This is a genomic window from Phaeobacter sp. 11ANDIMAR09 (genome assembly GCF_001294455.1).
Classification (GTDB): Bacteria; Pseudomonadota; Alphaproteobacteria; order Rhodobacterales; family Rhodobacteraceae; genus Pseudophaeobacter.
In genome coordinates, this window is record NZ_LIKT01000006.1 from 1 (window position 1) to 25,927 (window position 25,927).

Annotated in this window: 25 protein-coding genes and 1 pseudogene; 9 read left to right on the forward strand and 17 right to left on the reverse strand. The window is 60.1% G+C overall.

Annotation, left to right across the window (positions count from 1 at the left end):
- Positions 1 to 86 precede the first annotated feature (86 nt).
- Positions 87 to 749: a GntR family transcriptional regulator gene (locus AN476_RS06620; protein ID WP_054460209.1), complete on the reverse strand. Its 663-nt coding sequence runs from the start codon at positions 747 to 749 to the stop codon at positions 87 to 89.
- A gap of 198 nt (positions 750 to 947) precedes the next feature.
- On the opposite strand from AN476_RS06620, the gene AN476_RS06625 reads away from it, so the two are divergent.
- Positions 948 to 2,222 (forward strand): FAD-binding oxidoreductase, encoded by a 1,275-nt coding sequence (locus tag AN476_RS06625; RefSeq protein ID WP_083464261.1) that lies wholly within the window; start codon positions 948 to 950, stop codon positions 2,220 to 2,222.
- A 30-nt stretch (positions 2,223 to 2,252) separates the two neighbouring features.
- Here AN476_RS06625 and AN476_RS06630 read toward each other — a convergent pair.
- Positions 2,253 to 2,828 (reverse strand): annotated as a pseudogene (locus tag AN476_RS06630) (PLP-dependent transferase); the annotation flags it as partial.
- A complete protein-coding gene (locus AN476_RS23525) occupies positions 2,744 to 2,971 on the reverse strand; it encodes a hypothetical protein (RefSeq protein WP_054460211.1) in 228 nt (75 codons plus the stop codon). The pseudogene AN476_RS06630 and the gene AN476_RS23525, both read right to left, overlap by 85 nt.
- A 103-nt stretch (positions 2,972 to 3,074) precedes the next feature.
- Here AN476_RS23525 and AN476_RS06640 point away from each other — a divergent pair, with 103 nt between their 5' ends.
- The gene (locus AN476_RS06640) at positions 3,075 to 3,533 is read left to right on the forward strand and encodes an Lrp/AsnC family transcriptional regulator (protein WP_054460384.1); all 459 of its coding nucleotides are present in this window, start codon (positions 3,075 to 3,077) and stop codon (positions 3,531 to 3,533) included.
- Between the two features lie 44 nt (positions 3,534 to 3,577).
- On the opposite strand, the gene AN476_RS06645 is transcribed toward AN476_RS06640, so the two are convergent.
- The 8 genes from AN476_RS06645 to AN476_RS06680 form a co-directional block, all read right to left on the reverse strand.
- Positions 3,578 to 4,747 (reverse strand): M56 family metallopeptidase, encoded by a 1,170-nt coding sequence (locus AN476_RS06645; RefSeq protein ID WP_054460212.1) that lies wholly within the window; start codon positions 4,745 to 4,747, stop codon positions 3,578 to 3,580.
- Positions 4,737 to 5,153 carry a BlaI/MecI/CopY family transcriptional regulator gene (locus tag AN476_RS06650; protein WP_253279843.1) on the reverse strand — a complete coding sequence of 139 codons (417 nt, stop codon included), beginning with the start codon at positions 5,151 to 5,153 and terminating at the stop codon, positions 4,737 to 4,739. Before AN476_RS06650 ends, AN476_RS06645 begins: the two co-directional genes overlap by 11 nt.
- 298 nt (positions 5,154 to 5,451) lie before the next feature.
- Positions 5,452 to 5,730: a DUF2160 domain-containing protein gene (locus tag AN476_RS06655; protein WP_054460213.1), complete on the reverse strand. Its 279-nt coding sequence runs from the start codon at positions 5,728 to 5,730 to the stop codon at positions 5,452 to 5,454.
- Positions 5,730 to 6,527, reverse strand: a complete 798-nt coding sequence (locus AN476_RS06660; protein ID WP_009809434.1) for a carbohydrate ABC transporter permease — start codon at positions 6,525 to 6,527, stop codon at positions 5,730 to 5,732. Before AN476_RS06660 ends, AN476_RS06655 begins: the two co-directional genes overlap by 1 nt.
- 14 nt (positions 6,528 to 6,541) lie before the next feature.
- A complete protein-coding gene (locus AN476_RS06665) occupies positions 6,542 to 7,405 on the reverse strand; it encodes a carbohydrate ABC transporter permease (protein WP_054460214.1) in 864 nt (287 codons plus the stop codon).
- Positions 7,402 to 8,496, reverse strand: a complete 1,095-nt coding sequence (locus AN476_RS06670; protein ID WP_054460215.1) for an ABC transporter ATP-binding protein — start codon at positions 8,494 to 8,496, stop codon at positions 7,402 to 7,404. Before AN476_RS06670 ends, AN476_RS06665 begins: the two co-directional genes overlap by 4 nt.
- 9 nt (positions 8,497 to 8,505) lie before the next feature.
- Positions 8,506 to 9,597, reverse strand: coding sequence for an ABC transporter ATP-binding protein (locus AN476_RS06675; protein ID WP_054460216.1), 1,092 nt, complete (start codon positions 9,595 to 9,597; stop codon positions 8,506 to 8,508).
- 163 nt (positions 9,598 to 9,760) lie between these two features.
- A complete protein-coding gene (locus tag AN476_RS06680) occupies positions 9,761 to 11,494 on the reverse strand; it encodes an ABC transporter substrate-binding protein (RefSeq protein WP_054460217.1) in 1,734 nt (577 codons plus the stop codon).
- Positions 11,495 to 11,792: 298 nt separating this feature from the next.
- Here AN476_RS06680 and AN476_RS06685 point away from each other — a divergent pair, with 298 nt between their 5' ends.
- Complete coding sequence (locus AN476_RS06685; protein ID WP_054460218.1) at positions 11,793 to 12,923, forward strand: class I SAM-dependent RNA methyltransferase; 1,131 nt, start codon at positions 11,793 to 11,795, stop codon at positions 12,921 to 12,923.
- A gap of 51 nt (positions 12,924 to 12,974) precedes the next feature.
- Positions 12,975 to 13,514 carry a thioesterase family protein gene (locus AN476_RS06690; RefSeq protein WP_253279844.1) on the forward strand — a complete coding sequence of 180 codons (540 nt, stop codon included), beginning with the start codon at positions 12,975 to 12,977 and terminating at the stop codon, positions 13,512 to 13,514.
- Between the two features lie 111 nt (positions 13,515 to 13,625).
- On the opposite strand, the gene AN476_RS23215 is transcribed toward AN476_RS06690, so the two are convergent.
- On the reverse strand, positions 13,626 to 14,945 hold the full coding sequence (locus tag AN476_RS23215; protein ID WP_054460220.1) for a hypothetical protein: 1,320 nt from the start codon (positions 14,943 to 14,945) through the stop codon (positions 13,626 to 13,628).
- A 114-nt stretch (positions 14,946 to 15,059) separates the two neighbouring features.
- Positions 15,060 to 15,242 (reverse strand): hypothetical protein, encoded by a 183-nt coding sequence (locus AN476_RS22815; RefSeq protein ID WP_157063693.1) that lies wholly within the window; start codon positions 15,240 to 15,242, stop codon positions 15,060 to 15,062.
- A gap of 72 nt (positions 15,243 to 15,314) precedes the next feature.
- On the opposite strand from AN476_RS22815, the gene AN476_RS06700 reads away from it, so the two are divergent.
- Positions 15,315 to 16,328 (forward strand): hypothetical protein, encoded by a 1,014-nt coding sequence (locus tag AN476_RS06700; RefSeq protein ID WP_054460221.1) that lies wholly within the window; start codon positions 15,315 to 15,317, stop codon positions 16,326 to 16,328.
- A 153-nt stretch (positions 16,329 to 16,481) separates the two neighbouring features.
- Here AN476_RS06700 and AN476_RS06705 read toward each other — a convergent pair whose 3' ends face one another.
- Both AN476_RS06705 and AN476_RS06710 read right to left on the reverse strand, forming a co-directional pair.
- Entirely contained in the window at positions 16,482 to 17,624 is a 1,143-nt protein-coding gene (locus tag AN476_RS06705; protein WP_054460222.1) for an acyl-CoA dehydrogenase family protein, read from the reverse strand.
- Positions 17,608 to 18,312, reverse strand: a complete 705-nt coding sequence (locus AN476_RS06710; RefSeq protein WP_253279845.1) for a TetR/AcrR family transcriptional regulator — start codon at positions 18,310 to 18,312, stop codon at positions 17,608 to 17,610. Before AN476_RS06710 ends, AN476_RS06705 begins: the two co-directional genes overlap by 17 nt.
- A gap of 103 nt (positions 18,313 to 18,415) precedes the next feature.
- Between AN476_RS06710 and AN476_RS06715 the strand changes: the two genes are divergently transcribed.
- Positions 18,416 to 19,210 carry a TIGR03084 family metal-binding protein gene (locus AN476_RS06715; RefSeq protein ID WP_054460224.1) on the forward strand — a complete coding sequence of 265 codons (795 nt, stop codon included), beginning with the start codon at positions 18,416 to 18,418 and terminating at the stop codon, positions 19,208 to 19,210.
- Between the two features lie 161 nt (positions 19,211 to 19,371).
- Here the strand turns inward: AN476_RS06715 and AN476_RS06720 are convergent, their stop codons facing one another.
- Positions 19,372 to 20,253 carry a 2-dehydro-3-deoxygalactonokinase gene (locus AN476_RS06720; RefSeq protein ID WP_054460225.1) on the reverse strand — a complete coding sequence of 294 codons (882 nt, stop codon included), beginning with the start codon at positions 20,251 to 20,253 and terminating at the stop codon, positions 19,372 to 19,374.
- A gap of 552 nt (positions 20,254 to 20,805) precedes the next feature.
- Between AN476_RS06720 and AN476_RS06725 the strand changes: the two genes are divergently transcribed.
- From AN476_RS06725 to AN476_RS06735, 3 genes are all read left to right on the forward strand, one after another.
- Positions 20,806 to 21,597 carry a sugar transferase gene (locus AN476_RS06725; protein WP_054460226.1) on the forward strand — a complete coding sequence of 264 codons (792 nt, stop codon included), beginning with the start codon at positions 20,806 to 20,808 and terminating at the stop codon, positions 21,595 to 21,597.
- 221 nt (positions 21,598 to 21,818) lie between these two features.
- Entirely contained in the window at positions 21,819 to 22,934 is a 1,116-nt protein-coding gene (locus tag AN476_RS06730; protein WP_054460227.1) for a CpsD/CapB family tyrosine-protein kinase, read from the forward strand.
- Positions 22,935 to 23,086: 152 nt separating this feature from the next.
- Entirely contained in the window at positions 23,087 to 24,367 is a 1,281-nt protein-coding gene (locus AN476_RS06735; protein WP_054460228.1) for a chain-length determining protein, read from the forward strand.
- An 88-nt stretch (positions 24,368 to 24,455) separates the two neighbouring features.
- On the opposite strand, the gene AN476_RS06740 is transcribed toward AN476_RS06735, so the two are convergent.
- Positions 24,456 to 25,823, reverse strand: coding sequence for an oligosaccharide flippase family protein (locus AN476_RS06740; RefSeq protein WP_054460229.1), 1,368 nt, complete (start codon positions 25,821 to 25,823; stop codon positions 24,456 to 24,458).
- Between the last annotated feature and the right edge of the window lie 104 nt (positions 25,824 to 25,927).

A 25,927-nucleotide genomic window follows, 5' to 3' on the forward strand; every position in this document is an offset into this window, starting at 1 on the left:
CCAGCTAGAGTTCCCCGGGTTAAACCGGGACCGAATTTGAAACGCAGCCTCTTGAAATGGGGCTGCGTTTTTTATTGTCAGGCGGCCTAGCGTAGGCTGTTGATGTTTTGCAGCAGGGATTCCCGCGCGCCGGAAATATGTATGCGGGTCAGCTCGGCAGCCTGTGCTGCATTGCCCGCCACGCAGGCCTCCCAGATGGCGATATGTTCCTCATTGGCGCGCTCCATACCGTTGGACATCACCAGCTGGGCCCGCAGGTAGCGATCAATGCGGTCCATGGCATTGTCGATGACATCCAGATGATATTGCAACCCGCTGGCCCGATAGAGGGTCGCGTGGAAGTCTCGGTTGAGATCCCCCCAGCGCATCGGATCAGCTGAGGCCGAAAACGCCGCCCAGGAGCTGCGGGCCCGGTCGAGCGTTTCTGGTGACATCAAAGGCACGGCACGGCGGATCACTTCCGGCTCGATCAAGGCCCGGAAATCAAAGATCTCCTCGGCTTCTGTTGCGGAGAGGCCGGAAACAACAGCGCCTTTGTAGCGCTGTGTCTTGACCAGACCCTGCTCCTCCAACCTGGATATCGCTTCGCGCACCGGGATCCGGCTGGTGTTGAAAAGCCGCGCGATTTCGTCCTGTCGCAGGGGCTCGCCCTCTTTGACCTCGCCCTCGATAATGGCCCTGCGCAACGCCTCAAAGACAATGGAAGAGGCCGAAGCTGTCTTGGAAATATCGACGGAGTTCAACTTCATGGAGCTCGCTTTCTGCAGGGATCCAGGCGGGACCGACCGCTGACGGGACGTTGGCAGACAGCATAAGATAAATTGGATTCAATAGAAAATGAGAAAGCGCCGCGGCAGCGATTTCTGCACTGGCGCAAACTCGGCCTATACACTGCTCTGACATCGCGAGATAACCCCAGCAATGGTGATCGGTAACGGGAGCTCCTGATGGGCAAAGTGGCGGCGACAAGAGCGTCTTCTCAGGCGGGTATGACAATTGCCGTCATTGGCGCGGGCATTGTCGGAGTGTGTTGTGCCCTGCGGCTACAAGGCCTGGGCCATCAGGTAACGATCTATGACCGCAAGGGCCTGGCGGCAGAGGCCTCTGCCGGAAATGCCGGGGCTTTTGCCTTTAGTGAAATTATCCCGCTGGCCACGCCGGGGATGATGCGCAAGGCGCCAAAATGGCTGTTGGACCCTATGGGGCCGCTGTCGATCCCGCCGCGCTATGCCTTGCAATTGGCACCCTGGCTGCTGCGGTTTTGGCGCGCCAGCTGGCGGGACCGCTATGCGGCGTCGATGGCGGCGCAGGCTTCTCTGATGGGGCTGGCACGGCAGGCCCTGGAACGGCAGATCCGCGAGAGTGAGGCCGAGCATCTGATCCAGCGCGACGGCCAGCTGCAACTCTTTGAGGGCGAACGGGAATACCAGGCCAGCCAGGCTGCCTGGAAAGAGCGAAAAGCTAATGGCATAAGCTACGATCTGCTGCAAAGCCCCGATGAGATCGCCGAGATCCAACCTGGGTTGAGCCGCCAATTCACCCATGCCGGCTATACGCCGGACTGGATCAATACGGTCGACCCAAAGTCCTGGTGCGAGTATCTGGCCGGTCAATTCCTGGCCCGTGGCGGCCGCGTTGAGGTGCAGGAGGTGAGAGCGCTCAGCGCAGATCGCTGCTCCGCAGCCTTGGATCTGGGTAGCCACCGGATCACACCGGACCGGGTGGTTCTTGCGGCCGGAGCCTGGTCGCATCACCTGGCGCGCGGTCTGGGCGATGCATTGCCACTGGAGACGGAGCGTGGCTATAACACCACCCTACCGCAAGGGGCCTTTGATCTCCGGACACATATCACCTTTGGCAGTCATGGCTTTGTGGCCAGCCGGATCAATGGCGGCGTCCGGATCGGCGGCGCCGTGGAGTTGGGTGGGCTGAAACTGCCGCCCAATTACAAGCGCTCTGAGGTGTTGTTGCAAAAGGCCTGCCGCTTTATGCCGGGGCTCGACAGCTCTGGCGGCACGCAGTGGATGGGCTTTCGTCCCTCCATGCCAGACAGCCTGCCGGTGATTGGCGCCTCGCCTGCATCTGAGGCCGTGATCTATGCCTTTGGCCACGGCCATCTGGGACTGACCCAATCGGCGGCAACGGCGGAGTTGGTGGCAGACCTGATCATGGCCCGCACACCTGAAATTGACCTCAGCGCCGTTTCACCACAGCGATTCTAACCAGGGCGAAGAGCCAAAGGAAGGCCGCGATCAGGCGGCCTGTTCGTTGGCAGTGGACAGGGATTGCTCCAGATCCTGCAGGATGTCGTCGGGATCTTCCAACCCGGCAGAGAGCCGCACCAACCCATCGGTGATCCCATGCGCGGCGCGCTCTTCCGGGGTATAGGTCGAATGGGTCATGGAGGCCGGGTGCTGGATCAGGGTTTCCGCATCTCCCAAAGAGACGGCGCGGGCAATCATCTCGAGACGGTTCATCATAGCCTGACCAGCAGCCATACCGCCCTTGAGCTCAAAGGCAATCATGCCACCGGGCAGCGCCATCTGGCGGCAGGCCAGATCATATTGATCAAAACTGTCCAAACCGGGGTAATGCACTTTGGCCCCTGCGGGATGAGCCTCCCGCCAATCCGCGACTTCGGCGGCGGTGGTGCGGTGGCGCTCCATTCGCACGGCGAGGGTTTTGAGCCCGCGCATGACCAACAGGGCATTGAAAGGCGACATCACCGCGCCGGCCATGTCTTTCATACCCAACAGGCGGATTTGTTGGATCTGTTCGGCGCTGTCGGCAACCAGCCCGGCGACAACATCCCCATGGCCGCCCAGGTAGTGTCGACCACCACGATGGCGCCCAGGGCATGGGCGATCCGGCTGGCCTGGGAATCATAGGCGTGAAGGATGGCACGGGTAGTAAACAGGGTTTCGGGATGAGGCGACGATTCATGGTGGCCACCCGTCGATGTTTGAGCCATAATCAACTTGATAAATAGGTAAAGAATTGCGATTCATGCCTTTGAAACCTAATTTGTTGGCAGATCATGCCAAATATTTGAAGAGGGCTGAGGCGTGGTGACATTGGATCAAAAAGACCGTCAGATCATCCGAACCCTGCAACGCGATGGGCGGATGTCCAATCAGGATCTGGCCGAGGCGGTGAACCTGTCACCGTCTCCCTGTTTGCGGCGGCTGCGCAATCTGGAAAAATCGGGGGTGATCACTGGCTTTGCCGCCAGCGCAGATGCCAAGCTTTATGGGCTGGGTATGGAAATCTTTGTGCGTATTCGTCTGGAACGGCACCACGAGGATGTGGTGCAGAATTTTGAGCGTCGGGTCATCGCCATGCCCGAGGTGCTGGAATGCCATATGATGACCGGACAAGTGGATTACCAACTGCGGGTTCTGGTCTCGGGGTTGGACGCCTATGAGAACTTTATTCGCAAAAAGATCCATCCCATTGGCGGCGTAGGCTCGATCGAGACCAGTTTTGTCTATGGCACGGTCAAGAAAACGGCGGTGTTTCCGGATCTGGGATAGCCGCTACGTTTTGCGGCTGGGTAAACCCCATCCGCCGCATGGCGTTAGCGTTCTGCCGGCATAAAACTGCCCTGCAAAATGGCACTGGCCGAGGCAACCGGATCCGTGTCGCCAGCGCTGGTGTTGCCGGCGGTACGATTGGCCATGCGTTCAAGATTGACAATAGTCGACAGCATCAACCGGTCATGGCTCCAGTCGCCAGGGCGCTGCATCAGCAGGGCGGTGGTGAGAACCGAGGCGATCATCAGGACAGAGATCATTGCCCAGCCAAAGCCGCTTTGCCCCTGTGGGGGCGGCGCGGTCAGCGCAATGATCCGCTGTTGCAGCGTCGAATCACGGCGGGTTTCGCGCTGATCTACCAGCGCAACGGCAGGGCTGCGGCGGGTGAAGAAAACGCGCTCCTGAGCGGCATGGGCGCAGGCGCGGATCAGGCATTCGCCATAGGCGCGGATATCCAGGCCGGGGCGCGCGGTCAGGGCCTGGTCGCAGGCAAATTCACGCAGGCGGCGGACTTCGCGCTGCCAGAGATAAAAGGCGGGGTTCCAGAAGAGCAGGGGACGCAGCATTTCGAGCAGGAATTCGCATTCGATGTCGCGCTGGCGGAAATGCTGCAGCTCATGAGCCAGGGTAAGCCGCAGATCCTGCGGCTGGGTCAGCAGCGCGGAGGGCAGGACCACATAGCGGCGCATCAGCCCACGGGTGGAAAAGGCCACGGGGGTCCCGTCCGAGACCAGAATGTGGGTGCCTCCGATACGTTTCCACAGAAAGCTGCCTTTCAGCGCCCGGCGCAGGCGCAGGACCGAAGAGGCCAGCTGGGCTGCGCAGATCAGCCCGCCAATGACCAGGGCCAAGGTGAGCAGCCGGGGCCAGAGCAACTGTTGGGTCGACAAGATGCGCACGGTGTCTTCGCGCAGCCCCAGCAGGCTTTCAAAGCGGGTTGCGCTCATGTTGACGTTGCCCTGCAGGAACTGTGAGACCAGCAGGTCGGAGATATTGGGCGGATGGGCCATCACCAGACGGGTGAAGGCGAACATCAATAGCGGCGACAGCGCCAGCAACAGGGTCAGCGCATTCATCAGGCGCAGCTGGGCGCCAAAGGCATGGGCCAGCCGGGTATAAGACAGGAGTTTTCGCGCGCCAAGCCAGAGCAGGGTGCCAACAAGCAGCAATAGGTTGAGATCCAGGTAGCTATTGATCAGCGCGTCAGTTTCCATTGTCCCCCAACCTTTCGTTCAGCAGCGCCCGCATCTCAACGAGCATGTCGTCGGTTACTTCTTCATCATCCACAAGGCGGGCGACCAGGGCCGCCGGTGTGCCGTTGAAAAGCTTGCTCGAAAGGTCTTTCAGAGAGGTTTTTTGATACTCTGCCTTGGGAATGGCGGGGCGGTAGATCAGCGAGCGATCCTGTCTTTCGCTGGTCAGAAAACCCTTTTGTTCCATGATTTTTAAGACCGTGGCCACAGAGGTATAGGCACGTTCCTGTGCCTGGTTCAGCACTGCAAGGATGTCGCGCACGGTGCCGCCCCCAGTGGCCCAAACGACGGTCATGAATTCAAGCTCAACCTCGGTCAGCAGTGAATTGTCCTGTTTCTTGCGCATGTCGTCTGTTGTCCGGTCCATTTTGGTCTTTCAGAGATGCTAGTAGAAAAGCGGTGGCTTTGAAAACTATTTCTTTAGCAGAGAGGCGGTTCAGGGCTGGCCCTGTTAAAAGGAGCGCTTCCGCGCGCCGATTTCAGCCTGCCCAGAGGTGATAGGCCATCGCGGGCCTTAGAGATCTGAAGAGAGTTGGGAGGATCTGCTGAGAGGGCCTGAAGGGGCAGATGTGCCCTTCAGGCCCCTAGCAATTTTGGAAAGCTTGGCGCGTCAAGGGCAAGCCGCTGGCGCGGGGCCTTTGGCCCCCTTGACCCGCCGGTTCAGTTCAAACCTTCCAGAAGGTGAAACAGCCCCAGGCAACCGATATCGCCAGCGGTGTCCAAAGTGGCATGCCAATAAGGCCAAGCCAGGCGAGGAAGATGTAACTGGTGCCCAGAAGGGTGATGAACAAACGGTCCCCGCGGGTGGTGGTGAGCCCCAGCACGCCTTTGCGCGTGTCTCCGCCGGGGCTGCGGATTTCGAGCAAGACCAGTACCCCAATGGCAGAAAAAATACCGATAAAGACCAGAGCAGTGGGCCAGGTCCAGGCCATCCATGACAGCATTACACTCTCCCCATCGCAAAACCTTTTGCGATATAGTTGCGGACGAACCAGATCACGATGGCCCCCGGAATGATTGTCAATGTGCCTGCCGCTGCCAGCAGGCCCAGCTCGTACCCCGCACTGGAGGCGGTTTTGGTCATGGTGGCAGCGATGGGCTTTGCCGCCACGGCTGTCAGGGTTTTTGCCAGCAAAAGCTCCACCCAGGAGAACATGAAACAGAAGAAGGCGGCAACGCCGACGCCTGCCTTGATCGAGGGGATGAAGATGGTGCCAAAGAAACGCGGGAAGGAATAGCCGTCCACATAGGCGGTCTCATCCAGTTCTTTAGGGATGCCGCCCATGAAGCCTTCGAGGATCCAGACCGCCAATGGGATGTTGAACAGGCAATGGGCCAGGGCCACGGCCAGGTGGGTGTCAAAGATCCCCACCGCGGAATAGAGCTGGAAGAAGGGCAGGGCAAAGACCGCAGCGGGTGCCATGCGGTTGGTCAAAAGCCAAAAGAACAGCTGCTTGTCGCCGAGAAAGCGATAGCGCGAGAAGGCATAGGCCGCAGGCAGGGCAACGGCGACCGAGATCACCGTGTTGATGCTCACGTAGATGATCGAGTTGATATAGCCCCAATACCAGGAGGGGTCGGTGAAGATGGTGACGTAGTTCTCCAGCGTGAAGGTCTGCGGGAACAGGGAGAAGCCGGAGAGGATCTCGTTTGTGGTCTTAAAGCTCATCGCCACCAGCCAGTAGATCGGCAGCATCAGGAAGAGAATATAGACAATGGGGATGATGGATCGTTTTTGCATCTGTCAAACCCTCCTTAGTTCAGGTCGTCTTTGGTCATCAGCGTGTAGAACAGCCAGGAGACCAGAAGCGTGATTGCAAAGTAGATGAGGCTCATCGCGGCGGCGGGGCCGAGGTCGAACTGACCCAAGGCGATTTTCACCAGATCGATTGACAACAGGGTTGTGGAGTTGCCGGGGCCTCCACCGGTGAGCACGAAGGGTTCGGTGTAGATGTTGAAACTGTCCATGAAGCGCAACAGGATGGCGATGGTCAGAACAGTTTTCATCTTGGGAAGCTGGATAAAGCGGAACACCGCCCAGTTGGAGGCGCCATCGATCTTGGCCGCCTGATAATAGGCATCGGGGATCGAGACCAAGCCGGCGTAGCTGAGCAGCACCACCAGCGAGGTCCAGTGCCAGACATCCATGGTGACGATTGTGACCCAGGCGGCCAGCGGGTTCTGGGTCATGTCGTAAGAGATGCCCAGCACATGGTTGAGGAAATAGCCCAGGAGGCCAATGTCGGGCAGGGTAAAGATGTTCCACATCGCGCCCACCACGTTCCAGGGGATCAGCATCGGCAACGCCATGGTGACCAGACACACCGGCACCCAGAAGCCTTTGCGCGGCATTGAGAGCGCGATAATGATGCCCAGCGGCACCTCGATGATCAGGATCAGGAAGGTGAAGAGAAATTGGCGCCCCAGGGCGGCATGGAAACGCTCGGAGCGCAGGATTTGCTCGAACCAGTCCAGACCCTGCCAAAAGAACACATTGTCGCCAAAGGTCTCTTGCACCGAATAGTTCACCACCGTCATCATCGGGATCAGCGCGTTAAAGGCGACCAGTACCAGGACGGGCAGCACAAAGAACCAGGCTTTTTGGTTTTCGGTTTTCATGATGCGGCCTCCGCCGGGGTTGAAGGATCTGTGGCCAGCCAGCCATCGACATAAAGCCGGGTCTGATCACGGCGGAAATCAAGATGTACGGAGGCGCCCTTTTCCGGGGCGGACCCGTCGATCACAGCGTTGATCTTGCAGCCATCTGTATTGCATTCCACCACCGTGTGACGGCCGACATCCGAGATTTTGGTCACCGTTGCAGGCAGGCCCTTGTCAGCGAGCGCGACAAATTCGGGGCGGATGCCCACTTCGGTCCTGCCCACGGCCTCGCCTCTGATTGGACCCTCCAGTGCAATGGCATGGGCGCCAAAGCGCGCGACGCCGGCCTGTAAATCGCAGGGAAGAATATTCATACCGGGCGAGCCGATGAAATGGCCGACAAAGGTATGTGCGGGACGTTCGAACAGCTCGACGGGGGTGCCGATCTGCACCACCTCGCCGTCCTGCATCACCACCACCTGATCGGCGAAGGTCAGCGCTTCGGTCTGGTCATGGGTCACATAGATCATCGTCGCCTTGACCCTTTGGTGCAGTTCTTTCAGCTTGCTGCGCAGTTTCCATTTCAGATGTGGATCAATGACGGTCAGAGGTTCGTCAAACATCACCACATTGACGTCTTCGCGGACCAGGCCACGGCCCATCGAGATCTTCTGTTTGTTGTCTGGGCTGAGGCCAGCGGCCTTTTGATCCAGCATCTCGGTGACTTCGAGCATCTCGGCAATGGCCATGACCCGCGCGCGCACGGTGGTCTCATCGCGGCCACGATTGCGCAGCGGAAAGGCCAGGTTGTCATAGACCGTCATGGTGTCGTAGATCACTGGGAACTGGAACACCTGGGCGATATTGCGCTGATCCGGGGGCAGGGCGGTGACGTCCTGGCCGTCAAACAGGATCTGCCCCTCGGACGGCACCAGCAGGCCTGAGATGATGTTCAGCAGGGTGGATTTGCCACAGCCCGAGGGGCCCAGCAGCGCATAGGCGCCGCCATCGCTCCAATCCAGATCGATCTCCTTCAGGGCATAGTCTGACGGGGATTTGGGCGCGGGCATGTAGCTGTGCCGCAGCTTTGAAAGGGTAATTTTTGCCATTGTTGGGCCTCAGGCTGCGCGGGAGCCGTCGGGTGCAAAGAAGTAGCACGCCGAAGGATCCATGTAGAAGTCATGCATTTCGCCAATCTCGTAAGGGTGCACCCCAGCCGAGAGCGAGACCCAATTGGCGTGCAGTTCGCTGCCACTGGTCTTGCCCAGGCCCAGGTCGAAATGGGCGGAGCTTTCAGAGCCGGAAAGCTCGGTTACCTGTACCTGGCCGGCCAAGCGAACAGAGGCCTTAGGGCTGGCGGTGGGCAGGACGTGATAGGGGCGGATGGCAATGGAATAGGGGCCGTCACTTAGGCCAGCGGCATCACCGCTCAGCTGCCAGCTGACCCGGCTGCCCAAGCGGGCCGTCGTGCCCTCCTTGATCACCGTGGCGGTGTTGATTGGCGGATCGGAAAAGACCCGCGCCGCATCCAGATTTTCGGGATTTCGGTAGATTTCAGCAGTCGGACCAAACTGGGTCACATGCCCGTCGCGCATCAATGCGGTCTTACCACCCAGCAGCAGCGCCTCTTCGGGTTCCGAGGTGGCATAGACCACCACCGCGCCACGACCAGCAAAAAGCTCGGGCAGCTGATCGCGCAGCTCTTCGCGCAATTTGTAGTCGAGGTTTGCAAGCGGTTCGTCCAGAAAAACCGCGCGGCTTTCCTTGGCAATTGCCCGCGCCAGGGCACAGCGCTGTTGCTGGCCGCCAGACAGTTCATGCGGACGGCGCTGCAGCATCGGTTCCAACTGCAGGATCTTGGCCGCCTCGGCGACGCGATCCTCGATCTCGGACTTCGCCATTCCAGCCACTTTGAGCGGCGAGGCGATATTATCATAGACCGTCATATGCGGGTAGTTGATGAAAAACTGATGCACCAGACTGATGTTGCGTTTCTGGGTGCTGAGCTGCGAGACATCCTCGCCCTCCATCAACACCTGCCCGCTGGCCATCGGGTCCAGCCCGGCCATCAATTTGATGAGTGAGGTCTTACCCGACCCGGTGGCGCCCAGAAGGACGTTGAAGTGACCGGGTTCAAGCAGCAGGGAAGTGTCCTTGATATGCTCGATTGCGCCGACGCGCTTGGTCACGTTTCTTAATTCAAGTGCCATCGTTGTTTAACTTTCCGGCAAACCGGCCATGCAGCGGGAACTGACGGGGCCGTATCTGTATGTCGCAGGGGAGAAAGCGCCCCGCAGTCCTGCGGGGTGCAGGGCTGCGGGGCAAAGTGCCGGGCCAGAGCCGAAGGCGATCAGGCCCGACGGGGAGGAGCGGTTACTGCGAGGCCCAGCGGGCGACCAGCTCGTCATAGTTGACGGTCTGACCTGCGGGCTTTTCGTTCTCCAGCGGAGGCTTGGCGCCACCGTTGGCATACCACCATTCAGCGTCTTTTTCCTCGTTCAGACGTGGGCCACAGCCGCCGTAGATTTCCGCCTGTTCATCAGCACGCTGCATCCGAGCCATGGTGATGTCCATTTCCTCGGCCAGACGGTTCATGGCTTCCTGCGGAGTAAAGGCGCCGGAGTTCACGTCACCAATCTGCTGCCACCAGATCTGTGCCAGTTTTGGATAGTCTGGCACGTTCACGCCGGTTGGCGACCAAGCCACCCGATCTGGCGAGCGGTAGAATTCCACCAGACCGCCCAGGTTTGCAGCACGCTCCGAGAAGCTCTCGTGGTTGACCGAGCTGTCGCGGATGAAGGTCAGACCCACGTGGGACTTTTTCACGTCGACAGTTTTGGACACGACGAACTGAGCATAGAGCCAAGCCGCCTGCGACCGTTCCAGAGGCGTGGACTTGAGGAAGGTCCAGGAGCCAACGTCCTGATAACCAACCTTCTGGCCTTCTTCCCAATAGGGACCATGGGGGCTGGGCGCCATCCGCCACAGCGGTGCACCGGCTTCGTCCACGGTGTTGTTGCCTTCGGACTGCGGCTTTACCATGTCGGCGGTAAAGGCGGTGTACCAGAAGATCTGCTGGGCAACATTGCCCTGGGCCAAAGCGGGCAGCGACTGGTAGAAGTCATAGGACGCCGCACCGGGAGGTGCGTATTTGCGCAGCCATTCGTCCCATTTGCGGATCGCATAGACCGCCGCCGGACCGTTTGCAGCACCACCACGGGTGACACTTGCGCCCGCAGGGTTACAGGAGCCGGCTTCCATACGGATGCCCCATTCATCAATTGGCACGCCGTTAGGCTCACCCACGGAACCCGCACCGGCCATCGACAGCCAGGCATCGGTCATCCGCCAGCCCAGATCCGGCGCACGTTTGCCGTAATCCATGTGGCCATAGATGGCGGTGCCGTCGATTTCCTTTACGTCTTCGCTAAAGAATTCGGCGATGTCCTCATAGGCGGACCAGTTGACCGGAACACCCAGGTCATAGCCGTATTTTGCCTTAAAGGCCTCTTGCAGATCAGCGCGATCAAACCAGTCTTTGCGGAACCAATAGAGGTTGGCAAACTGCTGGTCGGGCAGCTGATACAGATCGCCATCGGGACCGGTGGTGAACTGGGTGCCCATGAAGTCATCCAGGTCGAGACCGGGGTTGGTCTGGTCCTTGAAATCCCCTGCCATCATATCCGTGAGGTTATGGGCCAGCTGCAGCCGCGAATGGGTGCCGATCAGATCCGAGTCATTGACATAGGCATCGTAAAGATTGCGCTGTGTCTGCATCTGGGTCTGAACCGCCTGAACCACTTCGCCTTCGCCTAGGATTTGGTGATTAACCTTGATCCCGGTGATTTCCTCAAAGGCTTTGGTCAGAACTTCCGACTCGTAAGAATGCGTCGGGATCCCTTCGGAGAGCACGTTGATCTCCATACCTTTGAAGGGTTCCGCGGCGGTGATAAACCACTGCATCTCGCTCATCTGTTCATCTTTGGTCAGGACCGAGGGCTGGAATTCCTCATCGATCCACTTAAGTGCGGCTGCTTCATCGGCATAGACCGCCTGTCCCGCAGCCACGGCGCATACCGCTGCTGCGGACAAAAGATACCTGCGCATCTTTTTCCTCCCTAAAAGTCTGTAAGGCCAGCTACGCTCTCTCGCATCTGACTGGCATTTAGCTTTCATATCAGCGTCACAGTTGTCAAACTAAAAATTTAGTTTGAATGTAAGTTAATGAAAACGCTTTATATTTAGTGACTACTTTTAGGGCTTTAGCGGTCGGGGTAACGACTCTTTTTCGTCCTGTTCGGCCGCTTTTGCAATGCTGCAATGCGGTAATTCGGACGCTACTCTTGTGGTGGGCTTGGGCAAGATTGTCATCGCGGCGCGGCGCAAAGCGGGGTAAGAGATCCCCATGAGCGATACAGATACATTCGAGATTTTCCTGACCGCAGCCCCTGGGCTGGAAGCGGCGTTGCTGGCCGAGACCCGCGAAGCGGGGTTTGCCGCAGCCAAATCGGTGCCCGGTGGCGTCACCGTCCAGGGGACTTGGTCTGAGGTCTGGCGGGCCAATCTTTGCCTGCGGGGCGCGGCGCGTGTCCTGGCCCGGATCGGCGAATTTCGCGCCTTTCACCTGGCGCAGCTGGACAAACGGTCGCGCAAATTCCCCTGGGGCGAGGTGCTGCGCCGCGAGGTGCCGGTAAAGGTCGAAGTCAGTACCAACAAAAAGTCCAAGATCTACCATGCCGGGGCGGCCGCTCAACGGGTGGAAAAGGCCCTGGTCGAGAGCTTTGGCGCCACCCTGTCCAAAGAGGCTCCAGTGACGTTGAAGCTGCGCATTGATGACAATATGTGCCAGTTCAGCGTCGATACCTCGGGCGAAGGGCTGCACAAACGAGGCCATAAACCTGCCGTTGGCAAGGCGCCGATGCGGGAAAACCTGGCGGCGCTGTTTCTGCGCGACTGTGGCTTTGACGGGCAAGAGGCCGTGGTGGATCCCATGTGTGGCTCCGGCACCTTTGTGCTTGAAGCGGCCGAGATCGCCCTGGGCCTTGTGCCGGGGCGCAGCCGCAGCTTTGCCTTTGAACAGATGGCGAGTTTCGACCCCACAGCCTATGCCGCCCTGAAGGCCGAACTCAGCCCGCAAGCTGTCGATATGGCGGGGCTCGCGTTCTTTGGCTCGGATCGCAATGCAGGCGCGGTGGAGATGGCCACAGCCAATGCCGAACGTGCCGGGGTGGCAGGATGCACCCAGTTCAGCCAACAGGCGGTCAGCGATCTGCTGCCCCCCGAGGGGGTGGAACCAGGGCTGGTCATCGTCAATCCGCCCTATGGGGCCCGTATCGGCAACAAGAAACTGCTCTTTGCTCTCTATGGCGCGCTGGGCAAGACCCTGATGGAGCGTTTCTCAGGCTGGCGTGTTGGCATTGTCACCAGCGAGACCTCTTTGGCCAAGGCAACAGGGCTGCCCTTTTTGCCCCTGGGCGCACCGGTGGCGCATGGCGGGTTGAAAATCCGCCTGTTCAAAACCAAACCGTTGCCGTGACGCAAGGATCTGCTTTACCCGTCTTGCGCTGCAGGGCAGGGGCTGGACAGAATGAGGTCCTACAGCGATGAGGCAGCCCGGATGACACCAGAGCCAATCGGAGGCCATGATGGCCCCTATGCCGCGCCCATTCTGGTGGCGGAGCAATCGGTCTTACCTGAGTGGATCGACTACAACGGCCATATGAATGTGGGCTACTACGGGCTGGCCTTTGATCGGGCGATCGATCAGCTGTTTGATCACCAGCTGGGCAATGGCGAGGCCTTAGTGCGTGCTGCGGGGCAGGGGCTGTTTGTTCTGCAGTCCAGCATCCAATTCCTGCGGGAGCTCAAGCAGGGGCAGGCGTTCACCGTGCGCTTCCAGCTGATTGATCACGATCACAAGCGGATTCATTTCTGGGCCGAGATCCAGGTCGCTGGCCAGACCTGCGCCACGCAGGAAGTGTTGGCGATGAATGTTGATCATATCAGCAAGCGTTCTACGCCCTTCCCGAATTGGCTGCAGGCACGGCTGGCGCAGATGCAGGGAGACCATGCCGGGCTGGGGCGCCCCGATCAGCTGGGGGCCAGGATCGGTATCCGGCGGGTGTGAGGGGCGTCGGGTGCTCTCTCTACCGCGCAGCCATCTCAGTGACATGAGGCGAAACAAAAAAGGGGGCGCTGTGCAGCGCCCCCTTTGGGGAGGTCCGTCAGGGGACAAGGCTTAAACGAAACAGTCGTTCTCCATTTCCTCGTCGTCCTTGCAATCCTCGGTGGGGTCTTCGACCGGTTGGTTCATCAGCGCCATGAATTCTGCCGCCTCAGCTTCGCCAGCCTCTGTTGCGCTGTCAGAGCCCTCTGATGGTGCAGTATTGGCCGCATACCAGGCTTCCATGCCGGCATCGGACACCCCGCCATTGGCATAGCTGTCGCTGTCAGAGGCCGCCGCTGCCGGATCATAGCCGCCCGTCAGTACCTCCTGGGTGCCATCCGGGTTAGAAATCACCAGGGACATCGAGCTGAGGTCGATATCATCCAGGGTCAGGCCAGAGTCGGACCAGAGGGTGAAATTGGCGTTGTTTACGGTGCCATCGGTGCTGTCCGGCGCCTGGCCAAACTGTACCATGCCGTCGTAGTTCTCGGGCACTGTGGCGCCATCGTCCAACGTGTTGACCGCGTTGGCCTCGGCTGCGTGGCCGGTCACCGGCAGGGCGTTTTCATCCGGGAAGAAGTTCAGACCATCCACGGTGGCATCATCGGACATGTTGAAGAACATACCGTCGACGTCAGCCACTTCGCCGTCATAGGAGGTTGGCTCCAGCTTGATAAAGAGCTGACCCTGCGGGGTCTGGGTGACTTCTACCGTGACGCTGGGATCGCCATTGCCGCCGATCTCAAAGCTGACGGAGGTTTTTCCATCGCCGCCGCCAGTATCGCCACCACCGCCAGTGTCACCCGTCCCACCTGTGCCAGAACCGCCCGTACCAGAACCGCCTGCGCCGGAGCCGCCTGTGCCCGAGCCACCTGTGCCGGAGCCGCCTGTGCCCGAGCCGCCCGTACCAGAGCCACCTGTGCCAGAGCCACCTGTGCCAGAACCACCTGTACCAGAGCCGTTCTCATCCTCGTCGCGGTCCTGCCACCACTTCTTTTTGCCCCAACGGCCATGTCCGCGTCCGCCGCCAGTGCCACAGCCATCCTTGCCTGATCCGCCAGTCCCGGACCCGCCAGTCCCGGATCCACCAGTGCCCGAGCCGTTCTCGTTGTCGTCGTCGCGGTTATTCCACCATTTCTTTTTGCCCCAGCGGCCATGCCCACCGCCAGTCCCACCGGTGCCACCTGTGCCCGAGCCATGCTCGTCCTCATCGCGCTGCCAGTGTTTGCGACCGCCGCGGCCGCCATAGTGGTTGGAGAGCTTGTCGCTGTACCAGCGGTCAAAGCCACCATCGCGCACGCCACCGTCATGGTAGCTCCGGCTTTGGCAAGCCCCCTTGCCGCCCCAGCCAGATCGCCCGCCACCCCAGTTCGAAAAATGTCCTCGACCCATACCTCAGCACCTCTTGAAAATGTCCTTCGCAGCTGCCGGGAATTTCCCTCAGCACGCGCATCCCGCAAAATTAATAAGGTGCTGGGTTTGAGCCAAATTTTTGCCGCAATTAGGTCAAATTTTCCGAATCTCGCCGTCCAGCCGGAAACAAAGTGTGAAGCGGCTGCGTGACTGTTCGCACCGCTGCGACAGCGGGTTGATTCGTTCGGCCTGGGTGACATCGGAGCCGCGTCCCGGGGCATAGACCGCCAATGACTGTCCCATGAAGGCGACCTCATCTCTCCTGAAAAATGCCATCTTCTGCGCCTAAGGGGTTACCACAGATGCTCGAAACACAGGCTGTTTCGCAGAGAAGAGAGGGTGACGCTGATGGCGGACGGAAGCTTTGATGAACGCGCGGCCTATATCGTCGCAAAAGCACAAGAGACCCTGGGCAAGGCCCCGGACCGGATCACCACGCCGGGCGGCAAGTCCCGCTCTTCGATGCGCCTGCACTTTGGCGAGGACAGGGCGATTGCCACCCTGCGCGATAATTTCCGCCGCACCCATTTGGAAGCCTATGTGCTGGAAAAGCTCGGACCTCACTGTGATGACATTCCTCGGGTGCTGGGCGTCAACGACGATGTCCTGTTCCAGTCAGACACCGGCGAGATCCGTCTGAGCCGCGAGGTGCTGGAACATGACACGGGGGATCAGGTCGAGTTGGCGGCCGAGGCCTGCGCGGCGATTTTCCGCATTCATGCCGCCGCGCGTCAGACTGACCTGGCCGAGATGCTGCCGCATCTGGGCTCCAACCGGGACTGGATCATCAATCTGGTGGGATCGGTGGATGCGCTGCAGGCCTATTCCATGGGTATCTCGAAAGACTTCGACTTTGTGGCTGTCGCTGAACGGATGGACCAGCCGGGACGGCAGTTTTTGAAATGGGATTGCCGGGCGGGCAATGCGGCCATTGGCGATGACGGGTTTGTGCGCTGGTTTGACTTTGAATATGCGGGTCTGCGCCACGGGGCTGAGGATTTTGCCTGGCTCATCGCTGACGAGACCTGGCCGGTTGCGCCGGACAAGATGGCCGATGTGATGATTGATACCTTTGATCACGGCGCAGGCTATGACATTGCCGATTATCTGGATTATCTGTCGGTTTATACCAGCCTGCATGCGGTGCAGCGGCTAAAACTGATCCAGAAAGAGGTGAAGAAGCGCGGCTGGCTTAGCAAGGCGCGGGTGGTCAAATATGACGATGCCGGGGTGCACCCGGACTATGCCCAGCAGCTCTGCCGGGTTGGGGCCTATTATGCGGCGCAGTCAAAACTGACCGCCCCCTTGGCGCGAAATTTTGAAGCCGCGGCGCGGGCCTTTAAGGCCATCGCCGAGGGATAAGCTCTGGTGCAGATCCGGTGAGATCTGTTTTGCCGGCCCCCCCGCCGGGCAGCGCCCGCCCCCCCCCACGGGAGGGCGCTTTCGCACCCACCCAGGGTCAGGCGCGGCCCTTTGAGAGTGCAGGTATCGACGACAAGCTGGTGTCAGACGTTTTTACAGCCCCATCTGGCGCACGGCGAGGTCGCGCATGATTTCCTCGGAGCCGCCGCCGATCGCCATGACCTTGACCTCGCGGTAGATGCGCTCCACCCGGTTGCCGCGCAGATAGCCAGCCCCGCCGAGGATCTGCATCGCTTCGGAGGCGCAGAATTCGCAGGCCTTGGTGGCAAAGAACTTGGCCTTGCTCAGTTCCGCCACTGGCATATCGCCCTGGTTTACCTGCCAGCAGATCATCCGCAGGGTGGCTTCGACTGCATCGATATGCGCTGACATATCGGCGATCTTGTGGCGGATCACCTGATGTTTGATCAGCTTCTTGCCAAAGGTCTCGCGGTCTTGCGCCCAGGCAATGCTGTCCTCCAGGCAGGCCTTCATCATCCCCAGAACCCCGGCAATCAGGGCAATCCGTTCCATGTTGAAATTGTTCATGATGGCCAGGAAGCCGGTGCCCTCGTCGCCCATCATATTGCTGGCGGGAACGCGGACCTCATCGAGGAATAGCGTCGCCTGATCCGAACACCACCAGCCCATTTTGCGGGTGAGGGGCGAGCGGGTGAAGCCCGGCGTGTCGGCCTCGACAAAGAACAAGGAAATGCCCTGCAGCCCTTCACCGCCGGTACGGGCCGGGATCACAAAGTAATCCGAAGTCATGCCACCGGTGATAAAAGTCTTGGAACCATTGATCACCCAGTGATTGCCATCGCGCCGCGCCGTGGTCTTCAGGTTTGCGACATCCGAGCCGCCGCCGGGTTCGGTCACCCCCAGCGAGGAGCCTTTGCGCCCGGAAATGATCTCGGGCAGCACCCGTTCTTTGATCTCATCCGTGGCGAGGCGTGCGATGGGCTCGATCGAGATGGTGCGCCCGGCCATGGCCGCGGTGACCCCGCCCGCGCCGCAGCGGGCCAGCTCTTCGCTATAGGCCGCGCGCAGGAAACAATCGTCAAAGCCCAGTCCGCCGTATTTCTCGTCGATCCCAAAGCCCCAGACGCCAAAGGCGCCAACCTTCTGGTGCAGCTCCCAGGGGATCTCGCCGGCTTCGTCCCAATCATCGCAATGGGGCTGAATTTCCTTTTCGACAAAGCTGCGCAGGTTGTCGCGAAAGGCGCGGTGCTCTTCGGTTTCAAATGGGTTCTTCATCTTTCTCTGTGTCTCCCTGACGGCTGCGCGCGGACATGTGCGGCGCCATGATGCGGCCGAAGAGATCGACCATCTTGGTTATGATTTTTGGATCCCGCTCATAGGGCACCTGGGTGTGCAGCCCCCGCATGAAGCTGCGGCAGATCGACCAGAGCAACGCCAGCTCATCCTCATGACCCTCGGCGGCCTGGTAGAGATTGGCGATATTGCGGTTGAAATCGTCATTATAGGCGTGCAGCGAGGGGGTGATCCGCTCACTCAGGGCCACGTCAGTGCGCGCTGCCACCAGAATCTCCATCAGGGCGCGGCCCTCGCGGGTGTTTATCACCCGACTCCAAAGCGCGTGCAGCTGTTCCTGCAGGCAATCACTGCCTTCTGAGGGGCGCAGCAGATTGGCCTCTTGATCATCCGACACGGAGGTGCCGCGCACCGGGGCCAGCAGATGCTCGAGGGTTTTCACCATCATCTCTTCTTTGGAGGGGAAGTGGTGGGTAAGGGCACCGCGGGATACGCCCGCCAGGGTCTGCACCCGGTTGATGGAACATTCAGAATAACCCAGATCGTCAAGCGAGGTGATCACCGCGTTCAGGATCTTGCCACGTGTGCGGGCCACACGCGCCGGGTTGCCGCGCATTTGCGCGGCGGCGCTAGAGGTGACGTTCGGTTGGTCTTCGGTTCCTGGGCACATCAGCTTATCCTTTTGACGAATCATAAAACAGAACGTTTGGTCTGTTCAATCACATGAATTTGGGTCAGACGCAGCGGCATTTGATCAGGAGAGGGAGCAAAACATGCAACAAGCCGAAGATTTCCGCGCCGAGAGCCGGGCTCTGGCCGAGGTACTACAGGATCTGCCAGAGGCGGATCTGCATCGGGCGACCCTATTCAAGGATTGGACCATTGATCACGTGTTGGGGCATCTGCATCTGTTTAATGTGGCGGCCGAGACCTCGTTGCAGGGGAGCGCGGCCTTTGGTGCCTTTATTGGCCCCATTGTAAAAGACATGCAATCTGGCAAGTCGATTTTGCAGTGTCAGTTTCCCTGGCTTGATGGCCTGTCGGGGCGGGCGCTGTTTGATGCCTGGCGCGCGGGCGCCGAGAGCTGCGCCGATGCCTTTGCCAGGGCCGACCCAAAAGAGCGGGTGAAATGGGTGGGGCCGGATATGAGCGCGCTGAGTTCGATCACCGCGCGACAGATGGAAACCTGGGCCCATGGCCAGGAGGTCTTTGATCTGTTGGGACTGGAACGGTCCGAGCAGGACCGCATCCGCAATATCGCGCATCTGGGCGTCTCGACCTATGGCTGGACCTTTATGAACCGCAAGGAAGAGATTCCTGACCCGGCCCCCCACGTGGAACTGACGGGGCCGTCGGGGGCGGTCTGGACCTGGAACGCCGCGCAGGAAGACAATGTGGTGCGGGGCTCTGCGGTGGAATTTGCCCAGGTGGTGACCCAGGTGCGCAACATCGCCGATACGGATCTGGAGACCCGAGGGGCAACAGCGGCGCGCTGGATGGAGGTTGCCCAATGTTTTGCCGGCCCGGCGGAAACGCCACCAGAAAAAGGCGCGCGTCACAAGGCATAGGCTGAGTGGCCGTACCGCCCGCGACGAGGGGAGGGCTCCCGCGCAGATTTATCTCCTTTGGAGCCTGCATCCCTTGGGCCCAGCGCCGCCGCCCACAGGGCGACGGCGCTGCAGCGCGAGATTGCCGTGCTGCGCCTGGGGGCGCGGCGGGTGTTTCGCTTTTAGGGGGTGGTGGGGCTGTCGCCCTTTCGCCGCCAGGCCTGCTTCAATCCCTCCAATGCCATCCGGTCAGGCTGGGCCTGTGTCACCGGCAGGCCCTGGGCGGCGAGGGCGGAAATATAGGGGCTGGCGAGACTGTCCGGCGCAATCAGGGCCAGGTTCTGGCCCAGCCAATAGGGGCGTGTCGCTGCCAGGTCCGCGCCAAGCAAATAGCCCCAGAGCAGTCCGGCGGCCTCTGTCCTGTCACCGGGGGCAGAAACGGTATCGGTGCTTTGCAGGCTGGCCTGCAGTTCGGCCAGACGGGAGGCCAGCCGTTCGGGGCGAGAGATGGTATCGGCCACGGCCTGAGCCAGGGCGCTTTCGGACCAGCTGGCGGGCAGGGCAAAGCGCGTTTCCAGCGCCGCATAGAGCCCGGTTGTCAGGGTGCTCTGAAAGCTGACGACCTCGGCGGCGCTGACCTGCACCCAATGGGTGACGGCGCCGGGCAGGCAGATTACCCCGTCCCATTTGGGATTGAGGGCGAGAAAACCGGCGATCTGCGCGGTGCTGTTCTGCATGAGCCCAACAGGGCTTGTCTGGCGCAGCCCAGGCAGGGCCAATAGCGGCCAACCTTCGAGGTCATAAGCCATCAGGTCCAGATCCGCAGGCGTCACAGGGACTTTGAGCGCGGCCCTGGGCTCCGTCAAACCGCAGACCAGAACGGGCGCTGATTTGGTCACCTGGGCCTGGCTGAGCGCAGCAATCAGATCCTGCTTTGCATCTGCCGCGGTGCGTGGGGTGCGCTGATGATGGATCACATCCCCGGAGGCTAAGGTCCAAAGCAGTGTTTCCTTGTCGCCCAGATGAACGGCGGTCCAGTGTTTCGAGCTGAGGGATGCACACATAGTCTGACGGCCTTTTTTGGGGCAATATTCACAGGTGGTGGCTACCGGTGCCCATCAACGGTAGCCCTATCCTCGTCATACTGGCGCAGGCCGCAGGTTTCAAATCCCCATAGCATCTGGGGCCGTGTTGGCGGCCAGAAGAGAGCGCCCTTGCGAGCTGCAAGATCAGAGAATCGGGCAATTTGACGTCGAAAACAAGAATGGGGGCAGGATGGTTTTAGGAGTAATCGTGGATAGTTACTGACCCAAAAGGTGAATTGTTTCCTCTTTTGAGCAGATAAGACCCTATTTCGCCATAATCCCTAACCTTTGGTTATAATTCTCATTAATTTGGCTAGATATATCCTTGTCGCGGAATGCTGTATCTTGAAAAGCAAGAGGGGGTCCAACCCAGGCATTCATCAGGGCCGAAACATGTGGGGGCATGGTTCGGGAAACAACCCTGAACGTGACGAGGATATCCGCGTCGCTGCTGTCGCGGAAATCAAATGGTGAAAAAGTTTTTGCACTGGGATTTTCCCGGGGCTCTAGCTGCGAGCGCATGGGGTGACGATGAAAGATTTCGTATCAAACGCAACCGAGCAGGCTTTGACCAGCTCAGGCTTGGCTATGCCAGGTGTCAGCGCTGCCCGGCGATCTTCGATGATCTGCGCTGCGGTTCCGTCGTCGTCCGTTGCGAGCCTGTCTGCCGGAGCTGGTATCGGCCAAGCACTGGCAATGGCGCGGGGGCAAAACTCGGGATATGCCGTGGCGGGGAAGCGAATGCTTGATCTGCTTTTGGTCTTGCTGGCGCTGCCCGTCGCCCTGCCGATCATTGTATTATCTGCTTTGGTGCTTTGGCTGGAAAGCGGCTTGCCGTTTTACAGCCAGGATCGTTTGGGCCAGCACGGCAAGCGGTTTCGTATTTTTAAATTGCGTACCATGGTGCGGGATGCGGACGCGCGGTTGCAAGCCTGCCTAGAGAGCGATCCCGCGCTGCGACAGGAGTGGGAAACAACGCAAAAGCTGAAGTCTGATCCCCGTATTACCCGCGTGGGGCGCGTTTTGCGAATGACCTCATTGGATGAGCTGCCACAGCTTTGGAACGTGTTTATCGGCGAAATGAGCCTGGTCGGCCCGCGTCCAATGTTGCCCGAGCAACTGCCGCTCTATGGGGATGCTTCGGCCTATTTCGCTGTGAAACCCGGCATTACGGGCATCTGGCAAGTCTCGACCCGCAACGAAAGCGGTTTTTCCTCGCGGGCAAAGGCGGATGTGGATTATCTGGCCCAGATGGGATTGCAGCAGGACCTGAACCTGCTGATGCGCACCGTTGGCGTCGTCGCCAAGGGAACCGGATACTAGGCCCGTCGCCAAGAATGCTTGGCGCGATGGGCACTGGATGTTAATTTCTTTGCTCTTGACTGCTCGGGGGCATTGAACGGTCAGGAAACTGGGCAGAGCGGCCCCACGTAAGGCGCCGTGACGCAGGGTGAAAAACGAGTGTTGAGAAAACCAGCCCCGGCTGGGGCAAGCCAGTCCCAGGACTGTGGTTGTCTTATTTTGGAATTGTCAGGAGATGACGCATGAAGCACTTTGCTGTATCAGCCTCTGATGGCACTCCGGCCCGTCCAGAGGGCGGGGAAAATGAGTTGAGCAACACAGGACCTACCTTTGAAACGGGAGGTGAGGACCGCATGACGCAAAGAGGTTTCAAAAGGTTCCGCCGTCGCGGCACGCAGTCACAGTCGCTGACTGATCCAGCGCCGGCGCTGGATCAGCAGGTCGCAGCCCGGCCCGAGACAGCATCATCGCAAGAGGCACCAACGGAAAACCCGCAAACCGCTGAGGCAGTCCCCATTGGCACGGCGGAGGCGTCATCGCGGGTGCAGCCTGCACGTGTGAAACCGCGACTCGAGCTGGATCCGCAGTCACGCGTTGATATCGCCCAGGAGATCATTTCAGAACCTCGGGTGGATCTGCCAGCCCGGTTCGACCCCTGGCTGCAGATGCCAGAGGTCCCTTTTGACTTTCTGGGACAAAGAACCTCGCGGTTGCCACTGGTCAGCGCCTTTCGATCTTCGCCAACGGCACGCGCTTTTGATCTGCTGCGCACCCGGCTGTTGCACAGTCTCAAAGCCCATGGCTGGAAGCGAGTGGCTGTCACCAGCCCTTCGGCAGGGGGCGGGACCACCTTTTCTGCGGTCAATCTTGCGCTTAGTTTGGCGCGTGTGCCCCACAGTCGTACCCTGTTGATGGATCTGAACTTCCGCGCGCCGGGTGTTGCGGCAGCGCTGGGCATCCCGCCACATGGTGACATGGCGGCCTTTCTGGCCGGAGAGGTGCCTCTGGGGCAGCACCTGCAGCGCCTGTCAGACACTTTGGCCGTTGGCTGTAACTGCCATCCTGATCAGAATGCTTCAGATATCCTGCATGACCCCCGGGCGGCCGAGGTGATCTCTGAGCTGATTGACGAAACTCGGGCCGATACGGTTCTGTTTGATCTGCCCCCGGTGCTGGAACATGATGATGTGACCGCCTTTTTGCCGCAGGTCGACGGCGTGCTGTTGATCTCTGATGGCGATAAAACCACCGCTGCCGAACTGGCGGCCTGTGAAAAGATGCTGGCGGGGCATGCGCCTCTGCTGGGGGTGGTGCTGAACAGGGCTCAGCAAGCGGATAAGACGCAGGTCACCCCCTGAGAAATTCACGAAACGACATCGCAGCAGCCGGTCAAAGCCACAGTTTTGCCCGGTTGCTGTGTTTTCTTGGCGATTGAATGTATCCGCTGCGCTCTGGCCTGCTGTGCAAAAGCCAGGCAGAATGAGAAAAAGACGACAAGGTGAACTGACCCATGGGGCCGATTTTTTCGCTGGCTGATTTTCTGGACATGCTGCGCCGCCGTGCGGCGGTTATCCTCTATGTCGTGGTGGCCGGCAGTATCCTGTCGCTCTGGATGGCGCTTAATCAGCAGCATATGTATCACAGCGCCGAGGTGATCCAGGTCACCCGCCCAACCATCGCGGATGAGTTGGCCAAATCCACCGTCGAAGGCTCCTCGGCACGGCGGATGCAGCTGATCGAACAGCGCTTGATGGCGCGCGGCACCCTGTTAGAAATCATCGAGAAATTTGCCCTCTATGCCGATATGGCGGGGCTGACACCAACCGAGAAAGTGGTGATGCTGCGCAATGCCGTGAGCATCACCGGGGTTGCGGCGGTACGCGAAGGCTTTGCCGATGACGGCACCATTTCGGTTCTCACCATCACTGCAATGCTGCCGACGGCCGAACAGGCGCAGCAGGTGGCTAGCGAATTTGGCCGCCGCACCATTGAATTGAGCGTCAGCAGCCGGATTGCTCAGGCCCGCGAGACCCTGACCTTCTTTGCCGAGAAGGAAGCAGCTCTGGCCAGCCAGATCACCGCACTGGAAGATGAGATTTCCGCCTTTCATACCGCCAATGATGTGGCCCTGCCGGGCACCGCCGAATTCCGGCGCAATGAGGTGGCAGCCATCAACCAAAGCCTGCTGGATATCGAACGCGAAAAGATCCTGATCCGGCGCGCCGCAGATCAGGCCAGCGCCACCGAGCGCCCGGCAACCGCCCGACGTTTGTTGGCCGAAGCGCAGGAACAGCTGGCAACGCTGGACGCGCAGCACGATCTGCTGAGCCAGCGCAAGAATGAATTGGAAGCCGCGCTACAGACCACCCCGGAGGTGCAGCGCCAGCTGGGCGTCTATGCACGTCAGATGCAGTCGCTGCAGGGCGAGCTGGAGGTGGTCTCGACCCGCCGCAATGAGGCCGAGGTGGGCTTTCGATTGGAAACCTCAAACCAGGGCGAACGGCTGACGGTGCTGGAACCGGCTGAGCTGGCGGATTATCCTTCAACCTCGGCCCGCAAGAATAAGGCTCTGATGGGCGGGTTTGCCAGCATACTCGCGGGTATTGGGATTGCATTTTTGCTGGAACTGCGGGCGCCTGTGCTGCGTTCTGCCGCCCAGATGGAGCGCGAAACCGGTCTGGCCCCGGTGGCCTCGATCCCGGTTTTGGACACCCGACCACGCCGTCGTGGGCTGGGCGATGTCCTGCGCAGTTGGCGGCGGCTGCTGCCGCAGAAAATGGCGCGCCGCTAGAGCCCCCGGCAGATCCCGTAAGAGACAAAGGCGCTACCTTCCCGTTAGAGCGGGGGGACTTTGGGGGAGCAGTGCTACGGGGCTGTTGCTAGGTGGGCAGGGGCGTGATCAGCGCCATGATCCTGTCCAGATGCCAATAGGCCGCGCCGCCGCCGACACAGAGCGCCAGCAGCGCAAACCCCAGATCATGCAGTGGATCCCAGGCGCAGTGTTTGACCGCCAGCCAGATCAACACCGGATAGGCGGCCAGCATGGACAGCCCCATGGAGCCAATGCCACCGGCCAGGCCAAACCACATGGTGGCCAGCAGGAACAGGCCAGTCTGCACCAGGGCGCGTGTGGCGGTAAATACAAAGAACGCCCGGCTGTCGCCTGCGGCCAGCGCGGCCTGATCATAGGTCATGGTGAGCACCGCCGGCACCAGCGCCAGGGAGATCATCACGATCATGGCGCCGGCCTGCGCATAGCGGGGATCATAGAGCACATCCACCAGCCAGGGGCCGATCCAGGCCATCACGAGCAACATCGACAGCACCACTGTGGTCAGCCCGGCGCGCAGCAGTCTCTGTTTGCGCCGATTGGCGGGATCTGCCGAGACGGGCTTGTCGCGATAGACCGGAATCATCAGCCGCTGATTGACCGTATGACCCAGCAGCATGGGGAAACTGGCAAGGAAGAAACCAATGTTATAGATGCCCAGCATCTCGAGCGAGACAAAGCGGCCCAGGATCGCCCGGTCCCCCTGCGAGGTCAGAAACCAAAAGGCGGTGGACAGGAAAATCCATTTGCCAAAGCGCACGAGCTCCTTCACCGATGCGGGCTCCCAGCAAAAGCGGTTGCGCATCCCTGGCAGGCCAAAATGCGTCAACCCCAGCTTCGCCGCAGCCTGGATGACACCGCCCAGTACCAGCGCAATTACCGATCCGCTCATCCAGGCCAAAAGCACCATCGCGCCAACCCCAATGATTTGTGCCGCCAGATCCAGCAGGGTTAACCGTCCCACCAGCAGATGGCGATTGGCGGTCTCGATCCGGGTGGGGTTGAAACCGGCGATGGCCAGGCCGATCCCGGCAATCGGCAGGTAATACAGCAGCTCGGGAACCTGATAGAACCAGGCCATCGGCCAGGCCAGAGCCAGGGTCAGCGCCCAAAGCGCAAACCCCCGCAGCACCTGAATGCTCCAGGCAGTGTTCAGGAAATTCGGCTCATCGCCGCGTTTGTTCTGGGCAACTGAGGGGCCGATGCCCACATCCGAGAACAGCGACAACCCCACCGTGACCACGGTGACCAGCGCCATCAGGCCAAAGGCTTCAGGAAAGAGAAGTCGGGCCAGCACCAGATTGGCCGCCAGCCGCAGCGCCTGGCTACCGCCATAGCCGATCATCATCCAGGAGGCCGAGCGCAGCACCCGAGCCATCAGCCCCTGGCCGGCAAAGTGACGGGTCAGCTGTTTCATGAGAACTCCGGTTGGGCGGCTTTGGGTGATCTGTCTTAGCGGCTGATGCGGAGCCAGTCGACACCGATTGGCTTTAGGCTAGGCAGGCTGGCGGGGCGCGTCAA